We start from the raw sequence: 16,571 nt of genomic DNA on the forward strand, positions 1-16,571 counted from the left end.
TACCCCGCCGGCCGGCTTCGGCCGCCCTGACCTGACCGCCTTCGCTCGACTCGACGGCCTCGGTCTGAGCGTGACCGGACAACGACTTGAACCGGATCGTGCGGTCCTCGCGTGCCGCGTGGTGGAACCAGATCAGTGGTGCCGACGGTGCGGCAGCGAAGGCGCTGCTCGTGACACCGTGATCCGGCGGTTGGCCCACGAGCCGCTGGGCTGGCGACCGACCGTGCTGGAAGTTGTAGTGCGCCGCTACCGCTGTGCCGACTGCGGACACGTGTGGCGCCAAGACACCAGCGCCGCGGCGGAGCCACGCGCGAAGCTCTCGCGCACCGGGCTGCGGTGGGCGCTGGAAGGGATCGTGGTCGCACACCTCACCGTCGCTCGTGTCGCCGAGGGGCTCGGGGTCGCGTGGGACACCGCCAACAACGCGGTCCTGGCTGAAGGCAAGCGGCTGCTGATCAACGACCCCACGCGGTTTGAGGGCGTGAAGGTCATTGGCGTCGATGAGAACGTCTGGCGCCACACCAGGCGTGGCGACAAGTACGTCACCGTGATCATCGACCTCACCCCGGTCCGCGATGGCGCCGGCCCAGCAAGGCTGCTGGACATGGTCGAGGGCCGGTCGAAGGCGACGTTCAAGACCTGGCTCGCCGACCGCGACGACGCCTTCCGTGACGCGGTCGAGGTGGTCGCGATGGACGGCTTCACCGGGTTCAAGACCGCCGCTGCAGAGGAGATCCCTGACGCGGTCACGGTGATGGATCCCTTCCACGTCGTGCGCCTGGCCGGTGACGCCCTCGACAGGTGCCGGCGCCGGGTCCAACTCGCGATCCACGGGCACCGTGGGTTCAGGGATGACCCGCTCTACAAGTCGCGGCGCACGCTGCACACCGGCGCGGACCTGCTCACCGACAAGCAGAGCGACAGGCTACGCGCGCTGTTCGTTGATGACGCTCACGTCGAGGTCGAGGCGACCTGGGGTGTTTACCAGCGCATGATCGCCGCCTATCGCCACGAGGACCGGCAACGTGGCCGCGAGCTCATGGAGAAGCTGATCACCGACCTCAGCGCCGGCGTCCCCAAGGTGCTCACCGAGCTCACCACCCTGGGCCGGACCCTGAAGAAGCGAGCTGACGTGCTCGCCTACTTCGAACGACCCGGCACCAGCAACGGGCCGACCGAGGCGCTCAACGGACGGCTCGAACACCTGCGCGGCTCCGCACTCGGGTTCCGCAACCTGACCAACTACATCGCCCGAAGCCTGCTCGAGACCGGCGGCTTGAGACCCCAACTCCTACACCCCCGATTGGGATGAGCCAGCAAAACCCACAAGGCAAATTGACGACGAATTTCGTGTTGAAATCGCCATTTGAGATCGAAAACAGCAGATGTTGCAGCAACCAACATATTTCCGTCGTTGCTGCGCAGGCTACGACTCTTCTGCGTCCCCGTCTACGACCACGTGCTGATGACCGAACCGTTGACCGATGAGCAACTGTCCGCTATCGGCTGGCAGCACCGGCAGGGCTTCGGCGACAGCGGCAACCAGTTCCACTACTACCGCCTGACGGCGGACAACCGGATCCTCTGGGGCGGTTACGACGCGATTTACCACTTCGGTCGCCGCATCCGTCCCGTGTATGACGACCGACCCGCCACCTACCGCACTCTCGCGCTGCACTTCGACGCGACCTTCCCGCAGCTCGCCGGCATCGGCTTCAGCCACCGGTGGGGCGGCGCGATCGACACCTGCACGCGTTTCTGCGCGTTCTTCGGGTCGGCATACGACCACCGGGTGGCCTATGCACTCGGCTACACCGGCCTCGGTGTGGGCGCCACACGCTTCGGTGCACAGGTGATGCTCGACCTGCTCGACGGCGTGGAGACCGAGCGCACACGCACCCCGCTGGTCCGCACGCAACCGCTGCCATTCCCGCCGGAGCCATTGGCATTCCTCGGGATTGAAGCAACACGGCGCTCGCTCGCGCACGCCGATGCACACGAGGGCCGCCGGAACCTCTGGTTGCGCACGCTCGACCGCGTCGGGCTCGGCTTCGACTCCTGAAACGGTCAGACGCCCTTCCCGGCATACAACTGCTCGATGGTGTCCGCCTCGGTCGCGGTGATGATGTTGCGCTTCATCTTCAGCGTGGGTGTGAGGTCGCCGGACTCGACGGTCCACTCGGTCGGCAGGAGGCGCCACCGGCGGATGTGTTCGGCCTCGGCGAGCGGCTCGTTGGTCGAGGCGACCAACTCCTCGATCGCGTCCAGCACATCGGGATGGGTGGTGAGCTCCTCACCGTCGCGGATGCCGTTGCGCCGCGCCCACGACGCGGCGCCCTCCGGGTCGAGGGTGAGCAGTGCGGCGAGAAAGGGTCGTTTGTTGCCCACGACGAGCGCCTGCGCGATCAGCGGGTGCTGAGTCAGGCTGTCCTCCAACACATTCGGCGCGATCTTACGCCCGTTGGTGGTGACGATCAGGTCCTTGGATCGCCCGATGATCAGCAGGTGTCCGTCCTCGAACGTGCCCAGGTCGCCGGTGCGGCACCAGCCGTCGACCGTCATCGTCGCGCGGGTCGCCTCGGGGTTGCCGTGATAGCCGATCATCGCCTGCGGCGCCTGGATGAGCACCTCGCTGTCCGGCCCCAGCGTCATCCGCACACCGGGCACCGGCGGACCGACCGTGCCGACCTTGGTGGCACCCGGCTGGTTGACGTTGGTGATGCCGCCCTCGGTCAGCCCGTAGCCCTCGAGGATCTCGAAGCCGACCCCGGCGAAGAATTTGCTCAGGTGCGGGCTGAGGGCGCTTCCGCCGGAGATGATCGTGTGGCACCGGCCGCCGAGCGCTGCCCGCAGCTTGCGATAGACCAGCCGGTCGTACATGCCGTATTTCATCCGCAGGTTGAAACCGGGCGTCTCCGTCTCGGCATACTCCACGGCCGTCTCCTCCGCGCCCACGAAGGCACGCACCGCCCGGGCGCCCTTCGCATGCGCGGACGCTGCCGCCGCGGAGTAGACCTTCTCGAAGACACGCGGCACCGAGCCGACATACGTCGGCTGATGTATGGCGAACGCCTCCGCGACGTGCGTCAGGTCCGGCTCGTGCACCATCACGTAGCGCGCCAGCAGGGTGCATGTCTCGAGCACCCGGCCGAAGATGTGCGCCAGCGGCAGCATCAGCACCGTCGTGGGTCGCTCGCCGCGGCTGACCGCTTCGCGGATCGCGGTGTATGGCGCATCGGCGCCGCAGAAGAACGCGCCGTGGGTGACCTCGCAGCCCTTCGGCCGGCCGGTCGTGCCGGAGGTGTAGACGATGCCGTGCAGGTCGGATTCGGCGACGGCGTCGGCGCGTTCGTCCAGCGACCGGTTGCTGACCGACGACGCAGCGCGCTCGATCTGCTCCAGCGCGCCGTTGTCGACGACCAGCACGTCGGGGCGTATGTCGCGGGGGATGTCGTCGACATTGGACGCGTCGCGCATCTCGGTCGACTCGACCACGAAGACGCGCGCTTCGGAGTCGGTGAGGATCCACTCGACCTGCAGCGCGGACGACGTGTCATAGATCGGCACCACCGCGACGCCGACGTAGGCGCACGCCCACGACACCAGCGACCACTCGTGCCGGGTGCGACACATGATCGCCAGCCGGTCACCGTGCCGCAGCCCCATGCCGATGAGACCCCGCCCCAGGGCGCGGACCCGGTCGCGGAACTGCCGCGCGGTCACCTCGGTCCACTCCTCCGCGGGTGCGGAGGTGTCGCCGTCCGGTGGCAGCAGCAGCACGATGGTGTCCGGCTCCTCGGCGACGAAGTCGATCGCCAGGGGTCCGGTGCGCGGGAAATTGCGCGCCTCCGGCCCGCCGTCCAGCTCGATCGGTGTGCCAGGCCGGAAGATGCTCGGTTGTGCGGTCATCGACGCTGTGCCTCGGGGATGGACGCCTCGGGTCCGTGGAAGATCATGGCGGTCACCGTATATGCGACGGGGCTCCGGTGTGGCCGGATCGGGCCACCCCGGACGTGACCCGGCCGGGGTCGTTGTGCGCCGCGACGGACCGTATGACGCCCGCGACCACCTGCGGACGCTGCTGCGGGAGACCGTGCGCGGCACCCGAGATCGTGTGCAGCGCAGCCCCACTCGCCGCAGCGAGGGCGGCGCACCACCGCTCGGTCACCACCCGGTCGTGCCGGCCGCGGGCGATGGTGACCGGGGCACGGACCCCCGCCAACAGGGATTCCGTGGTCGAACCGAGCATCTCGTGGAAGCCGACCATCACCGCCGGGCCCGCGGTGACGTAGTCACGCGTCGCCTGCACCAGGGTGCGCGGTGCTTCGTGGACGGCGCCGCGCAGCAGTGCAGCCAGGTGCTGCCACATGCGGGGCATCCCACCGTCGGGTGACGGTGACAGCAGGGTCAGTGACGCAACCGCATCCGGCAGGGCCGCTCCGAGTCGCGCCGCGAGCACCGCTCCGAGTGAGTGCCCCACGACGTGGACACGCTGTATGTCGTTCGCGCGCAACCATTTCGCGAGGTGACGTGCCTGCGAGTCGGCATCCATCGACCCCTCCAGCGCGTCGCTGTCACCGCAGCCCGGCGGGTCGACCACCAGCACGCGACGCGTCGTGGCGAGTCGGGGCAGCACCCACGCGTAGGCCCGGAACGTCATACCGACGCCCGGGATGAGCAGCACCGGCGGCCGCTCGTCGGCTTGCCCGGGCCGCTCGATCCAGCACAGTTTCGCCCCGTCGACATACGTCGTGTGCGAGTCGAACCCGTCGGGCACCTCGAGCCACTGCAGCCATCGCATGGGTCCCATCGTGACGCACGTGTCGAGATCGTGACCTCGGCGCCGTCCCTCGTATCTCAACGGTGCAGCAGGCACCGCAGGAACCGAAGGAGCACCGCCGTCAGCGTTTCCACAGCTGGCGCCCAGACCATCGCGGCGTAACAAATAGTGACGCGATGGAATGTGTTGTGAATGATCAGTGAACACCTCAAGTCCGGCAAGACAGTCCGACCGAGTTCGCCGCTGCGAGACGGTGACGAACGTCCGGTAGTCGGACGACGCACCCTTCTCATGCTGGGCGGAGGTATGGCGATCGGATCGGCGCTCCTGGCCGGTTGCAGTTGGGGAGCCGACGAGGCTTCTGCAGCGGCCGACTCCACCGGATCGGCGTCAGCTGGGTCCGAATCCGCTTCTGGCAGTGCGACATACGGTCCCGTGCGCAACTTCGTCAGCACGGACCTGACGATGCCGGCGCTGACTGCCACCACGTCGGGGACGACCGCGGACGGCAAGATCTTCACGACGGCGGCGCATCCGAAAGCGCCGTGCGGGATGATCCTCGACGACAACGGCGAGCCCTACTGGATCCGCGACTCGAAGGTGATCGGCCAGGACGTCGACACCAACGAGAACGTCTACAACCTCAGGGCCGAGACGTATGACGGCAAACCGGTGCTGCAGTGGGTGGAAGGCCGGACCGGCAACCGGAAGGCGTATGTCGTCGGCCCCGACTACGAGCCGATCCGGGTGATCAGCAAGCTGCAGGACGGGCACGGGATCGACGTGCACGAGATGCAGTTCACCGGCGACGGTTCGGTCCTGCTGGTCTCCCAGGTCTCCAAGCAGATGGACCTCACATCGGTCGGTGGGCCGAAGAAGGGGTGGATCCTCGACGGGCATGTCTACGAGGTGGACCTCGCCACGGGGGACGTCACGCGCAGATGGGTCGCGTCGGATGACATCGCAGTCACCGAGAGTTACCGGCCCATCGACGAAGCCGGTCAGGGTGACGGCACGAGCGAGTCGTCGCCATACGACCCCTACCACCTCAACTCCGCCCAGGTCTGGGGCGACAGCATCCTCGTATCGTGCCGGGCGACGTGCGCGTTGTATTCGGTCGAGCGCTCGACAGGGAAGCTGGAGTGGCGGATGCACGGCAAACGCAGTGACTTTCAGGTGGCGTCGGACGCTGCCTTCTCGTGGCAACACCACGCCCGCTGGCGCAGCGACACCGAGATGACCCTCTTCGACAACAACGCAGAGGTGTCGAAGGACAAGGGGCCATCCAGCGCGAAGTACCTCACGGTGGATCTCGCAGCCAGGACAGTCGCCCTGAAGCGGAAGCTGGAACGTGACGAGATAGTCGGATTTGCCACTGGCTCAACGGCATTGGTCGACGATCACACGCTGGTCAGCTTCGGCACCGGTGACCGCATCACCGAGTTCGACGCGGACGACAAGCCCGTGCTGGACCTGTCCGGCTTCGGGATGTACGCCTACCGCGCCTTCAAGGCGGACTGGATCGGCATACCGACGACGAGCCCGGACGTCGCGGCACGCAGGAACTCCTCGACGATGACGGTTTACGCGAGCTGGAACGGCGCGACCGAGGTCGCTGAGTGGGAGGTCCTCACCGGGACCGACAAGGACTCGATGCACCAGGTCGCGACCATGCGGCGCAGCGGGTTCGAGTCCAGTCGCAGCGTGCCGACGGCGGCGTATGTCGCGGTCCGTGCGCGCGACGTAGCGGGCACGGTGCTGGGGACGTCGAAGACCGTCACACCGGACTGACCGGCACCGTGCAACCGCGTGCCGCTCAGTCGGTGGGTTGTTCCACGTGCAACTCGCCGGCGGCATACCGCTCGCGTAGCCGCTTCTTGTCGAATTTGCCGACACTGGTCTTGGGCACCTCGTCGATGAGCACCCATCGCTCGGGCAGCTGCCAGCGAGCAACCTTGTCCGCCAAGTGCTTTCGCAGATCGGAAGTGGTCGTCGTCGACCCCTCCTGAAGCACGACGGTCGCCAGCGGACGCTCGCCCCACTTGTCGTCGGGGATGTTGACGACGCTCGCCTCGACCACGTCGGGGTGGGACATGATGTGGTTCTCCAGCTCGACCGAGCTGATCCACTCACCGCCGGACTTGATGACGTCCTTGGACCGGTCGGTCAGTTTCAGGAAGAGGTCGGGGGTGAGGGCGCCGACGTCGCCGGTGCGGAACCACCCGTCCTCGCTGAAGCGCGACGCGCGGTCGGCGATGTCCGCCTCGGAGTCACCGTCGTTGTTCAGGTATGACGCCGCGATCCACGGGCCGCGGATCTCCAGCTCGCCGACGCTGGTGCCGTCCTGGGGCTGCACCGCACCATCGGGGCCGACGATGCGCCCCTCGAAGGACGCGAGCAGCCGACCCTGCGAGGAGCGGTAGCGCCAGTAGTCGTCCGTGCCTGCATCCAGCCGCGCCGGTGGTATGGCGACCGAGCCCATCGGCGACGTCTCGGTCATGCCCCAGGCGTGGATGATCTCGATCCCGAGGTCGTCCTGGTAGTGGCGCATCAGCGACTCCGGTGCCGCCGATCCGCCCACGATCAGCCGTCGCACGGTCGAGGAGTCGATCTCCGGATGCGACGTCAGGTGCCGCAGCAGGTCCAGCCAGATGGTCGGGACGCCGGCACCGCCGGTGACCTTGAGCTCGTGGATCATCTTCCCGAGCGGCTCGGCCTGCAGGTAGCGGTCCGGCATGACCAGGCTGGAGCCGGAAAGCATTGCCATGTAAGGGAAACCCCACGCGTTGGCGTGGAAGAGCGGCACCACGACCAGCAGGCGGTCGGCCGCTGACCAGTGGAACGTCCCCGCGCCGGCCAGCGCGTGCAGGTAGTTGGAGCGGTGCGAGTAGGCCACGCCCTTGGGGTTGCCGGTGGTGCCGGAGGTGTAGCACAGCGACGAGGCGTCGTTCTCGTCCATCGCGGAGACCCACTCGAACGTGGTCGGCTGCCCGCCGACCAGCTCGCCCCAGTCGTGCACCTGCGCGTGCTCGGCCAGCGCGCTGCGGGCGGTGTCCGGGATCGGGCCGTTGACGATGACGTGCTCGACCTTCGGCAGGTGCGGCAGGAGCCGGCCGAACGGCTCGGCGAGCGAGTTGTCCACGATGACGACCTGGCTGCCGCCGTGGTTGGTGACGTAGGCCAGCTGCTCGGGGAAGAGCCGGATGTTGAGCGCGTGCAGCACCGCACCCATCGACGGCACCGCGAGGTATGCCGCCAGGTGCTCGGCGTTGTTCCACATGAACGTGCCGACCCGCTGGTCGCCGTCGATGCCGAGACCGCGCAGCGCGTTGGCGAGCTGCGCGCACGTCTCGCCGAGCTCGGCATACGTCGTGGTGCGCGGGCCGTCCTCGGTCCAGGTGATGACCTCACTGTCCGGATAGGCCGTCGTGCCGAACTTCAGCAGCGTCGAGATCAGTAGCGGCGATTCCTGCATCGTGCTCTTCATGGCCGCAGCCTGTCACCTGCGAGCCTCCGGCGGGAGGGGTCCGGCGGATTTTTCCTGGTCTACTTGCAGAAGAGCAGCCCGCGCTGCGATTTCAGCGTGAGCACCCGGTGCACCGCGGAGTCGACCTGCTTGGCGAAGGTCGGGCTGGACTTCATCTTCGCCAGGATCGCCGCCTTCATCGTCGGTATGTCGTGAGGCGCGCCGGTCAGCACGATGTCGCCGCCCGCAGCGATGAAGCGCACGGCCCGGTCGCCGACCGGGACGCTCTGCACCGCGACGGCGCTCATCGAGTCGCTGACCACGACACCCTTGAAGCCGAGCTGCTGGCGCAGCAGCGTGGTGACGATCTTGGACGAGAACGGTGCCGCGTTGGCCGAGTCGATCTTGGGGTATTTGGCCAGCCCGACCATGACCATGTCGGCGCCCGCGTCGATGCCCGCCTGGAACGGCTTCAGGTAGGGATCGGCCGTGGTCGCCGTGTTGTCGGTGATGCCCGTGCTCGACGTGTCGGTGTTGTTCTTGATCCGCCCGATGCCGGGGAAGTGCTTGAGCGTGGCGATCTCGCCGCGACCCTGCATGCCGTGCACGACGTTGGTCACCGCGCGGGAGACGGTGCTGGTGGTGTAGCCGTACTCCCGGTAGTAGTGCCCGATCGGGCCGTTGCCGGTGCCGAGTGACTTGGGCACGGTGTCGGTGACCGGTGCGAGGTTGACGTTGACACCGACGTCCCGCAGCTCCTGGCCGGTGCGGGCCGCGACGCTCTGCTGCTCGGACGAGGTCCAGCCGCCCTGGGTCAGCGCGCTCGGGTTGGAGCTGAAGCCGGTGCCGGTCAGTTGCTGCACCTCACCGCCCTCCTGGTCGGCGGCGATGAGCAGCGGGACGTCGCCGGTGTTGGCGCTGGACGTCAGGCCCTGGTTGGCGTCCGAGGTGCGTCCGACGTTGCCGTCGCCGCTCCACCCGCCGAGGTAGACGATGTTGCCGACGTGGTCGTAGCGCATGAGCACGTGGACGTAGGTCTGGTCGTCCTTGTTCATGCCGACCATGAGCAGCTGACCGACGCGCTGCTCCTGCGTCAGCTCGTCGTATTTCGCAGTGACACACGCCGCTCCGCTCGGCCCGAAGCTCTCCAGCGCCTTCCAGTTGAGCCGGTCGACGACGCCGGTCGAATTCAGGTGTCGGGCCGTCTGGAACTTCTTCACAGCTGCGGTCGTGCCCGCCCCGAAGGTGCCGTTGGCGCCGGACGAACCGACCGAGTAGCCGTGCTTGATCAGCAACTGCTGCGCCTGCGTGACACAGGCACCGGTCATTCCCTCGTAGAGCACCGGGTGCGTGGTGCAGCTTGCTGCGGCAGCGCGCGCTGTCGCATGTGACGGGGTGGCGACCGACAGCGCCATACCGGCTGCTGCGATGGCGACCGTCGTGCCCAGCACGAACGGCCGGTCTGCGATGAACTTCATGACGTGACTCCTCCGTTGAGTGTCCTCTCGGGTAGGACGCCGCAGTGCGCGAACGGGTTGTCGCGGGGTCGGTGGTCGCCCGAAGTTTCCGCACCGGTGCCTGGTCCGATAGGAATGCAGCATGTCCGACTTCGCCGCACCCTCGGCCACCGCGCGCAGGCAGGCCACCGATCGGCTCGCTGCACTCGCGACACCGCCTGGCGCGCTCGGCCGGCTCGGCGACATCGCGGTCTGGCTGGCGGCCTGCCAGGGACAAGTGCCGCCGCAACCTCTCGACAGTGTCCGGCTGGTGATCTTCGCCGGCGACCACGGTGTCGCGGGGCACGGTGTGTCCGCGTTCCCGCCGGCGATCACCGGCGCCATGGTGCGCACCTTCCTCGTCGGGAAGGCCGGGGTCAGCGCCCTCGCCGCCGCCCACGGGGTCGCCGTGCGGGTGCTGGACATCGGTGTGGCAGAGGGCTTTTCGGATCTGGACGCCGGGAGTCGGGAGGCGCTCACGGCATACAAGATCCGCGAGGGCAGCGGCGCGATCCATCTCGAGGACGCGCTGACGGCCGACCAGACCGAAGCGGCGCTCGCGGCCGGGGCGGCGGTCGCGGCCGAGGAGATCGCCGCGGGCGCGCAACTGCTGATCAGCGGCGACATGGGCATCGGCAACACCACGCCGGCCGCGGCGATGGTCGCCGCCGGGCTGGGGCTGCCGGGTGCGGCGGTGGTCGGACGGGGGACCGGCATCAGCGAGGAAGCGTTGCAGCACAAGGCATCCGTCGTCGACGCCGCCCTGGCGCGGGTCGCCGACCGCGCCGCCGACCCGGTGCAGACGCTGACCGCGCTGGGCAGCGCAGACCTGGCCGCCACCACCGGCTATCTGCTCGCCGCTGCGCGCGCCGGCGTGCCCGTGTTGCTGGACGGCCTGATGAGTGTCGCCTGCGCACTGACCGCCGACCGCATCGAGCCCGGTGCCGCCTCCTGGTATGCCGCCGGCCACCGCTCGACCGAGCCCGCGCAGTCGTTGGCACTGGACAAACTCGGCCTCGAGCCGTTGTTGGACCTCGGGCTGCGGCTCGGTGAAGGTTCGGGTGCGGTGGCAGCCGTGGCGCTCGTGCGCAGCGCGATCGCGCTGCTGCGGGACGTCGCGCTGTTGGCGGAGCTCGACTGATGGTGCGCGATTGATGGTGCTCGACTGATGGGGATCGGCTGATGTTGCTCGACGCGTGGCGGCTGGCGCTCGGCACTTTCACTGCGGTCCGCGTGCGGCCACCCTCCGAGGTGGACCGTCGCGTCGCCGGTATGGCGATGGTCCTCGCTCCGCCGGCGGCCGTCCCGCTCGGCGTTGCGGCGCTTGTCGTCGGTGTGCTCGGGCACTGGCTGGGCCTGCCGGTCCTGGTGACGGCGCTGCTCGCGGTCGGCGCGGTCGTGCTCGGCAACCGCGCCTTCCACCTCGACGGCTTGTCGGACACGGCCGACGGCCTTGCCGCGTCGTTCGACGCACAGCGATCGCTGGAGGTGATGAAGACCGGCACGTCCGGTCCGGCCGGGGTTGCCGCGATGGTGTTCGTGGTCGGGCTGCAGGTGACCGGCCTGGCCGGGCTGCTGGACCGGCAGCACTGGTGGCAGGCGGCGGTTCTCGGGGGTGTCGCGGTGTGCGTCTCACGGGCGGCACTGGTCGTCTGCTGCGTGCGCGGTGTCGTGCCGGCGCGGGAGGACGGGTTGGGACGCACCTATACCCAGACGGTGCCGCGCGGCGTCGCCGCGGCAAGTTGGCTGGTGGTGGCGGCGCTGCTGTCGATCAGCGGTGTGTGGGCCGGATTCCCTTGGTGGCGTGGGGTTTTGGCAGCCGGTGTGGCGCTGGCCGCCGTGGGCTTGATCGTGCGGCGGGCGATCCGCCGCTTCGGCGGAGTCACCGGTGACGTCTTCGGGGCGACGGTGGAGGTGGCGCTCGCCGCCATACTCGTGACGCTTGCGTGAGGTGTATGCCGTGCGGCGCGTCAGAGCACCAGCACGCGACCGGCGACGACGAGGTGCACCTCGTCGCAGGCCACGGCCAGACGCTGGTTGACGGTGCCGAGCAGGTCACGGAAGAGGCGTCCGGAGCGGTGCGCCGGGACCACTCCGAGACCGACCTCGTTGGTCACCAGCACCGCCTGGTCGCGGGTCTGCAGCACCGCAGCGGCGGCCTCGACCAGCTCGTCCACGGCCGCGGCGGCGTCATCGACCGGTGCCTCCCACAGCTCGCGCTCGTCGAGAACGGCGGTCAGCCAGGTGCCGAGGCAGTCGACGATGATCGCATCATCGGTCCGCAATGCCGTTGCCAGGTCACGGGTTTCGAGGGTGGTCCAGTGGGCCGGCCGGTGCTGTCGGTGGGCCGCGATGCGTGCGACCCAGTCGGGGTCGGCCTCCTCGTCGACGGTCGGGCCGGGTGCGACATACGTGACCGAGGGGTGGCCGACGACCAGCGACTCGGCGTGGCGTGATTTGCCGGAGCGGACGCCGCCGGTGACCAGTGTCTTCACGTCCGTCGTCACATCTGGTCCTTTCACCTGTCGTTCGCGCGAGGCCGCAGCGGAAACGACTGCAGCAGGCGGCAGTCGTCGTTCGCCCACCATTGCAGGTCGATGCGGTCCACGGTCACGGCGGCGGGCAGCAGATGTGCGACCCGCTCGCGGACCGACTCGCGGGTGACCGTCGCCGATCGCTGATCCAGCGTCAGGTGCGGGGCCACGTCGCCGAACGCTCCGCCGTACGGCGGGTGCTCGGGGAAGGCCGCAGCCAGCCGCGCGGTCAGTGCCCGGAGCTCGTCGTCGGGCACGGGAGGCAGGTGCAGCAGGCCGTTCGGGAATTCCTCGACCCGTTCCAGCTTGACGTCGAAACACGTTGTGTCGGCGGAGATTTCGGCGACCGTCGCCAGGTCCTCGATGGTCGGCTCCGGCACCCACGGCCCGAGCACGGTGATGTGCGCATGCGCGAAGCCGGGGTCGGCGGAGACGAAGGACGCGTCATAGAACGCCGTCCGTTCACGCACGACCGCCTCGAGAGCCGGCACCGGCACGGCGAGCACGGTGTGACCCATCAGGACGCTGCTTGCACTATCGCGACGCAGTAGTTCACGAAGCTGTGAGCGCCTGCGTCAGGGGTCCCCAGGTCCGTGCCCTGCTGCTGCGCTCGACGGGCACTGTCGACGAGGCTGCTCCGGCCGTGGGCGCGAGTCCACCAGTCCGCGCCGTCAACCTTCGACAGCAAACGGCCGGTCTCGGCGTAGGCGACGGCCCGGCACGCGTTCAGCACGGCATACCGCTGGTCCGCGTGTCGCAGACCCCACTCGAGCTCGCCGGCCAGATAGCGGAGCAACTGAGCACGGTGCACCGGCCCGAAGACCGCCTCGGGGTCTGGTCCCCACAGCGCGATGCCTGACTGCCGCGTGACCGCGTAGTGCGCGATCAGGTCCGGATCACCGGCTCCACCGATGGTGTTCACACGCTGCTCGGCGCTGTTGACATGCAACAGATACGGCCACGGCTGCTTGGGTTGTATGGCGGCAGCGCTCGCAACGACCGAGAGCTCGAGCGCCCTGGGGTGACTCGCTGCGCCCAGCAGGGCCTGCCCCAGCGCAGACACCCCGACAGCGGGCTCGGCGACGACCAGGATGTCGAGGTCGGACCGAGGCGTCATACCACCGAGGGTTGCTGACCCGTGGACGTAGATGCCCACCAGATCGGAGAGGTGGTGCCGGCAGGCCGCGACAACTGCGTCGCCCTGTGCATGCCAGTCGTCAACGTCGGTCACGCGTTCCAGGGTATGTCGCGTGTCGAGATCAAGTGCTCCACTCAGGCGTGAAAACCGGTGTCGCGAATGACTTTCGCGGGGACTCCCGCCACGATCGCATCGGCCGGCACGTCCTTGGTGACGACGGCGCCGGCACCGATGACCGCACCGTCGCCGATGGTCACACCGGGCACGACCGTGACACCTGCGCCGAGCCACACCTTGCGGCCGATGACCACCGGGGCGGGATGCATGTCGGCACGCCGCGCCGATTCATCCCGTGGTTGAGCGTGGTCAGCGTGCTGCCGTGGCCGATCAGTGACCCGTCGCCGATGCGTATGCCGCCGGTGTCCTGGAAGCTGCACCCCATGTTGATGAAGACGTCCTTGCCGAGGGTCAGGTTCTTGCCGAACTCGCTGTAGAACGGCGGGAAGAGGGCGACCGAGTCGTCGATCGGCCTGCCGGTGAGCTCACTCAGCAGCGCGCGCACCTCGTCCGGTGTCCGATAGTGGTTGTTGAGTTCACCGACGATGCGTAGCGCGTCCTGCGCCGCGCCGTGCATGAACTCGTGCAACTCCGAGCCGCCTTCGATCACCTCGCCGCGGTTCACGTGATCGAGGAAGTCCTGGAGATTCATGACTCATTCCTTCTGGCATCCGAGGGGCGGTAGCCCATCCCGCCACTGTGGGGGCGAGCGATCACCTCGGCAAAGAGGACCGGAATCCCTTGAGCCGCAGGCTGTTCGTGACCACTGACACGGAGGAGAACGCCATGGCAGCGCCGGCGAGCATCGGGTTGAGCAGTCCGGCGGCGGCGATCGGGATCGCGATGACGTTGTAGCCGAACGCCCATGCGAGGTTGCTCTTGATGACGCCGAGCGTGCGATGGGACAGGCGGATCGCGTCCGCCGCGACACGCAGGTCGCCCCGCACGAGGGTGATGTCACTGGCCTCGATCGCGACGTCGGTGCCGGTGCCCATCGCCAGGCCGAGGTCGGCGCGGGCGAGTGCGGCGGCGTCGTTGATGCCGTCGCCGACCATGGCGACGACGCGGCCCTCGGACTGCAGCTTCTCGATCACGGCCACCTTGTCGGCCGGCAGCACCTCGGCGAAGACATCGTCGGCGGCGATGCCGACCTGACCGGCGACCGTGTGCGCGACGCGAGAGTTGTCGCCGGTGAGCAGGATCGGGCGCAGTCCGAGATCGCGCAGTTGGGTGATTGCCTCCGCCGAGGTGGCCTTCACCTGGTCGGCGACCACGAGCACGCCGCGCGCCTTCCCGTCCCAGCCGACCGCGACCGCGGTCCGGCCCTGGTCCTGCGCCTCGTCGAAGGCCGCCTGCAACTCACCCAAGCTGGTCGAGTAGCGGTGAGGGACGAGCCGCGTATCGAGACCCTCCTCCGACCACTGCGCAAACAGCTGCGGGCGTCCGACGAGGACCGTGTGCCCGTCGACGATCCCTTGCACGCCGAGTCCTTCGATGCTGGCGAAATCCTCTGTGCTGCCGAGCGATCCGGCTTCGCGAGCCGCGTCGGCGATCGCCCGGGCGATCGGGTGCTCGGAGGCATCCTCGAGCGCGCCCGCCATACGCAACACCTGGGCGGCGTCTTCACCGTCGGCGACGTGGGTCGCTGCCAGGGTCATCTCGCCGGTGGTGACCGTGCCGGTCTTGTCGAGCACGATCGTGTCGATGGTGCGGGTCTGCTCCAGCACCTCCGGGCCCTTGATGAGTATGCCGAGCTGGGCACCTCGACCCGTGCCGACCATCAGCGCCGTCGGTGTCGCCAGACCGAGGGCACAGGGACAGGCGATGATGAGCACCGCCACCGTGGCGGTCAGTGCGCCCGCAGCGCCGGCGCCGGTGGCGAGCCAAAAGACGAAAACGCCTATGGCTATAGCGATTACGGCGGGGACGAAGATGCCGGAGATGCGGTCGGCGAGCCGCTGCACGGCGGCCTTTCCGGTCTGCGCGTCCTCGACCAGCTTTGCCATCTGGGCGAGTTGGGTGTCGGACCCGACACGGGTGGCGCGCACCAGCAGGCGACCGGACGTGTTGACGGTCGCGCCCACGACGCCGTCGCCGGGGGAGACGTCCACCGGCACCGACTCGCCGGTGAGCATCGATGCGTCGACCGCCGAGCGACCCTCCTCGACGGCACCGTCGGTGGCGATCTTCTCGCCGGGGCGGACGACGAAGAGGTCGTCGGTTGCCAACTGCGACACCGGGATCCGTTGCTCGGCACCATCACGGATCACCGCGACATCCCGGGCACCCAGGTTGAGCAGTGCCCGCAGGGCAGCGCCGGCGTTTCGCTTGGAGCGGTGCTCCAGATAGCGGCCCAGCAGGATGAAGGTGATGACGCCCGCGGCGGCCTCGAGATAGATGTTGGAAGTGCCGTCGGTGCGCTCGATGGTCAGCTCGAAGGGGTGCCGCATCCCCGGCATACCGGCGTCGCCCCAGAAGAGGGCATAGACCGACCACGCGAAAGCGGCTCCGGTGCCGAGCGACACAAGGGTGTCCATGGTCGCGGCGCCGTGCTTGAGGTTGGTCCAGGTGGCCTTGTGGAAGGGCAGGCCACCCCAGACGACGACGGGTGCGGCGAGGGTGAGCGACAGCCACTGCCAGTTGTCGAACTGCAGCGCCGGGATCATCGCCATCGCGATCACCGGGATCGAGAGTATGGCGGAGACGATCAACCGGGTCCGCAGGTCCTGCAGGGCCGAATCGGCGTTGGCGGCAGCGGGATCGACGCTGTCCGCGTTGTTGTCGGAGCTGTTGCTGGCCGTCTCCGGCTTCGGCGGCTCGGGAAGGTTGGCGCCATACCCGGCGGCCTCGACGGTCGAGACCAGATCCTCGGGTGTCACGGTGTCGGCGTAGGTGACCTTCGCCTTCTCGGTGGCGTAGTTGACGGTGGCGGTGACGCCGTCGAGCTTGTTGAGCTTGCGCTCGATCCGGTTGGCGCACGACGCGCAGGTCATCCCGGTCAGCAGGAGCTCGACGTCGGTGCCACTCGTCGCCGGATCCGTCCTGTCGGTGGTCGTGCTCATGGACCGGTCCTCTCGGTTGCAATGTCGTGCGGTGCTCT

12 protein-coding genes and 2 pseudogenes are annotated in these 16,571 nt (G+C 68.5%); 5 read left to right on the forward strand and 9 right to left on the reverse strand.

Going from position 1 to position 16,571, the window contains the following annotated elements; genetic code table 11:
• Positions 1-1,312, forward strand: a 1,312-nt coding sequence (locus tag ACSZL9_RS12310) for an ISL3-like element ISPfr2 family transposase (protein ID WP_446665803.1), incomplete at its 5' end; no start/stop codon positions are given.
• 75 nt (positions 1,313-1,387) lie between these two features.
• A pseudogene (locus ACSZL9_RS12315) lies at positions 1,388-2,062 on the forward strand (NAD(P)/FAD-dependent oxidoreductase); the annotation flags it as partial.
• A gap of 5 nt (positions 2,063-2,067) precedes the next feature.
• On the opposite strand, the gene ACSZL9_RS12320 reads toward ACSZL9_RS12315, so the two are convergent.
• Entirely contained in the window at positions 2,068-3,909 is a 1,842-nt protein-coding gene (locus tag ACSZL9_RS12320; RefSeq protein ID WP_446665804.1) for an AMP-dependent synthetase/ligase, read from the reverse strand.
• Positions 3,910-3,961: 52 nt separating this feature from the next.
• On the reverse strand, positions 3,962-4,801 hold the full coding sequence (locus tag ACSZL9_RS12325; protein WP_446665805.1) for an alpha/beta fold hydrolase: 840 nt from the start codon (positions 4,799-4,801) through the stop codon (positions 3,962-3,964).
• Between the two features lie 171 nt (positions 4,802-4,972).
• On the opposite strand from ACSZL9_RS12325, the gene ACSZL9_RS12330 reads away from it, so the two are divergent.
• Positions 4,973-6,571 carry an arylsulfotransferase family protein gene (locus tag ACSZL9_RS12330; protein WP_446665806.1) on the forward strand — a complete coding sequence of 533 codons (1,599 nt, stop codon included), beginning with the start codon at positions 4,973-4,975 and terminating at the stop codon, positions 6,569-6,571.
• Between the two features lie 25 nt (positions 6,572-6,596).
• Here the strand turns inward: ACSZL9_RS12330 and ACSZL9_RS12335 are convergent, their stop codons facing one another.
• Positions 6,597-8,267: a long-chain fatty acid--CoA ligase gene (locus ACSZL9_RS12335; RefSeq protein WP_446665807.1), complete on the reverse strand. Its 1,671-nt coding sequence runs from the start codon at positions 8,265-8,267 to the stop codon at positions 6,597-6,599.
• A 59-nt stretch (positions 8,268-8,326) separates the two neighbouring features.
• A complete protein-coding gene (locus tag ACSZL9_RS12340) occupies positions 8,327-9,724 on the reverse strand; it encodes a glycoside hydrolase family 3 N-terminal domain-containing protein (protein ID WP_446665808.1) in 1,398 nt (465 codons plus the stop codon).
• Between the two features lie 121 nt (positions 9,725-9,845).
• On the opposite strand from ACSZL9_RS12340, the gene cobT reads away from it, so the two are divergent.
• Both cobT and ACSZL9_RS12350 read left to right on the forward strand, forming a co-directional pair.
• Positions 9,846-10,883 (forward strand): nicotinate-nucleotide--dimethylbenzimidazole phosphoribosyltransferase, encoded by a 1,038-nt coding sequence (gene cobT / locus ACSZL9_RS12345; RefSeq protein WP_446665809.1) that lies wholly within the window; start codon positions 9,846-9,848, stop codon positions 10,881-10,883.
• 41 nt (positions 10,884-10,924) lie between these two features.
• Positions 10,925-11,692, forward strand: a complete 768-nt coding sequence (locus ACSZL9_RS12350; RefSeq protein ID WP_446665810.1) for an adenosylcobinamide-GDP ribazoletransferase — start codon at positions 10,925-10,927, stop codon at positions 11,690-11,692.
• 20 nt (positions 11,693-11,712) lie between these two features.
• Here the strand turns inward: ACSZL9_RS12350 and cobU are convergent, their stop codons facing one another.
• The 5 genes and pseudogenes from cobU to ACSZL9_RS12375 form a co-directional block, all read right to left on the reverse strand.
• Positions 11,713-12,249, reverse strand: coding sequence for a bifunctional adenosylcobinamide kinase/adenosylcobinamide-phosphate guanylyltransferase (gene cobU / locus ACSZL9_RS12355; protein WP_446665811.1), 537 nt, complete (start codon positions 12,247-12,249; stop codon positions 11,713-11,715).
• A gap of 11 nt (positions 12,250-12,260) precedes the next feature.
• Complete coding sequence (locus tag ACSZL9_RS12360) at positions 12,261-12,794, reverse strand: 2'-5' RNA ligase family protein (protein ID WP_446665812.1); 534 nt, start codon at positions 12,792-12,794, stop codon at positions 12,261-12,263.
• Positions 12,794-13,507: an aminoglycoside adenylyltransferase domain-containing protein gene (locus tag ACSZL9_RS12365; RefSeq protein WP_446665813.1), complete on the reverse strand. Its 714-nt coding sequence runs from the start codon at positions 13,505-13,507 to the stop codon at positions 12,794-12,796. The genes ACSZL9_RS12360 and ACSZL9_RS12365 overlap by 1 nt, the downstream gene beginning before the upstream one ends.
• 41 nt (positions 13,508-13,548) lie before the next feature.
• Positions 13,549-14,123 (reverse strand): annotated as a pseudogene (locus ACSZL9_RS12370) (DapH/DapD/GlmU-related protein).
• Positions 14,124-14,184: 61 nt separating this feature from the next.
• Positions 14,185-16,533 carry a heavy metal translocating P-type ATPase gene (locus ACSZL9_RS12375; RefSeq protein WP_446665814.1) on the reverse strand — a complete coding sequence of 783 codons (2,349 nt, stop codon included), beginning with the start codon at positions 16,531-16,533 and terminating at the stop codon, positions 14,185-14,187.
• Between the last annotated feature and the right edge of the window lie 38 nt (positions 16,534-16,571).

Source organism: Flexivirga sp. B27 (genome assembly GCF_052905685.1).

Coding starts and splice junctions, on each gene's coding strand:
- ACSZL9_RS12350 (WP_446665810.1), top strand. CDS start 10,925: ATGTTGCTCGACGCGTGGCGGCTGGCGCTCGGCACTTTCACTGCGGTC.
- ACSZL9_RS12375 (WP_446665814.1), bottom strand. CDS start 16,533: ATGAGCACGACCACCGACAGGACGGATCCGGCGACGAGTGGCACCGAC.
- ACSZL9_RS12335 (WP_446665807.1), bottom strand. CDS start 8,267: ATGAAGAGCACGATGCAGGAATCGCCGCTACTGATCTCGACGCTGCTG.
- ACSZL9_RS12325 (WP_446665805.1), bottom strand. CDS start 4,801: ATGCGATGGCTGCAGTGGCTCGAGGTGCCCGACGGGTTCGACTCGCAC.
- ACSZL9_RS12360 (WP_446665812.1), bottom strand. CDS start 12,794: ATGGGTCACACCGTGCTCGCCGTGCCGGTGCCGGCTCTCGAGGCGGTC.
- ACSZL9_RS12320 (WP_446665804.1), bottom strand. CDS start 3,909: ATGACCGCACAACCGAGCATCTTCCGGCCTGGCACACCGATCGAGCTG.
- ACSZL9_RS12330 (WP_446665806.1), top strand. CDS start 4,973: ATGATCAGTGAACACCTCAAGTCCGGCAAGACAGTCCGACCGAGTTCG.
- ACSZL9_RS12340 (WP_446665808.1), bottom strand. CDS start 9,724: ATGAAGTTCATCGCAGACCGGCCGTTCGTGCTGGGCACGACGGTCGCC.
- cobT (WP_446665809.1), top strand. CDS start 9,846: ATGTCCGACTTCGCCGCACCCTCGGCCACCGCGCGCAGGCAGGCCACC.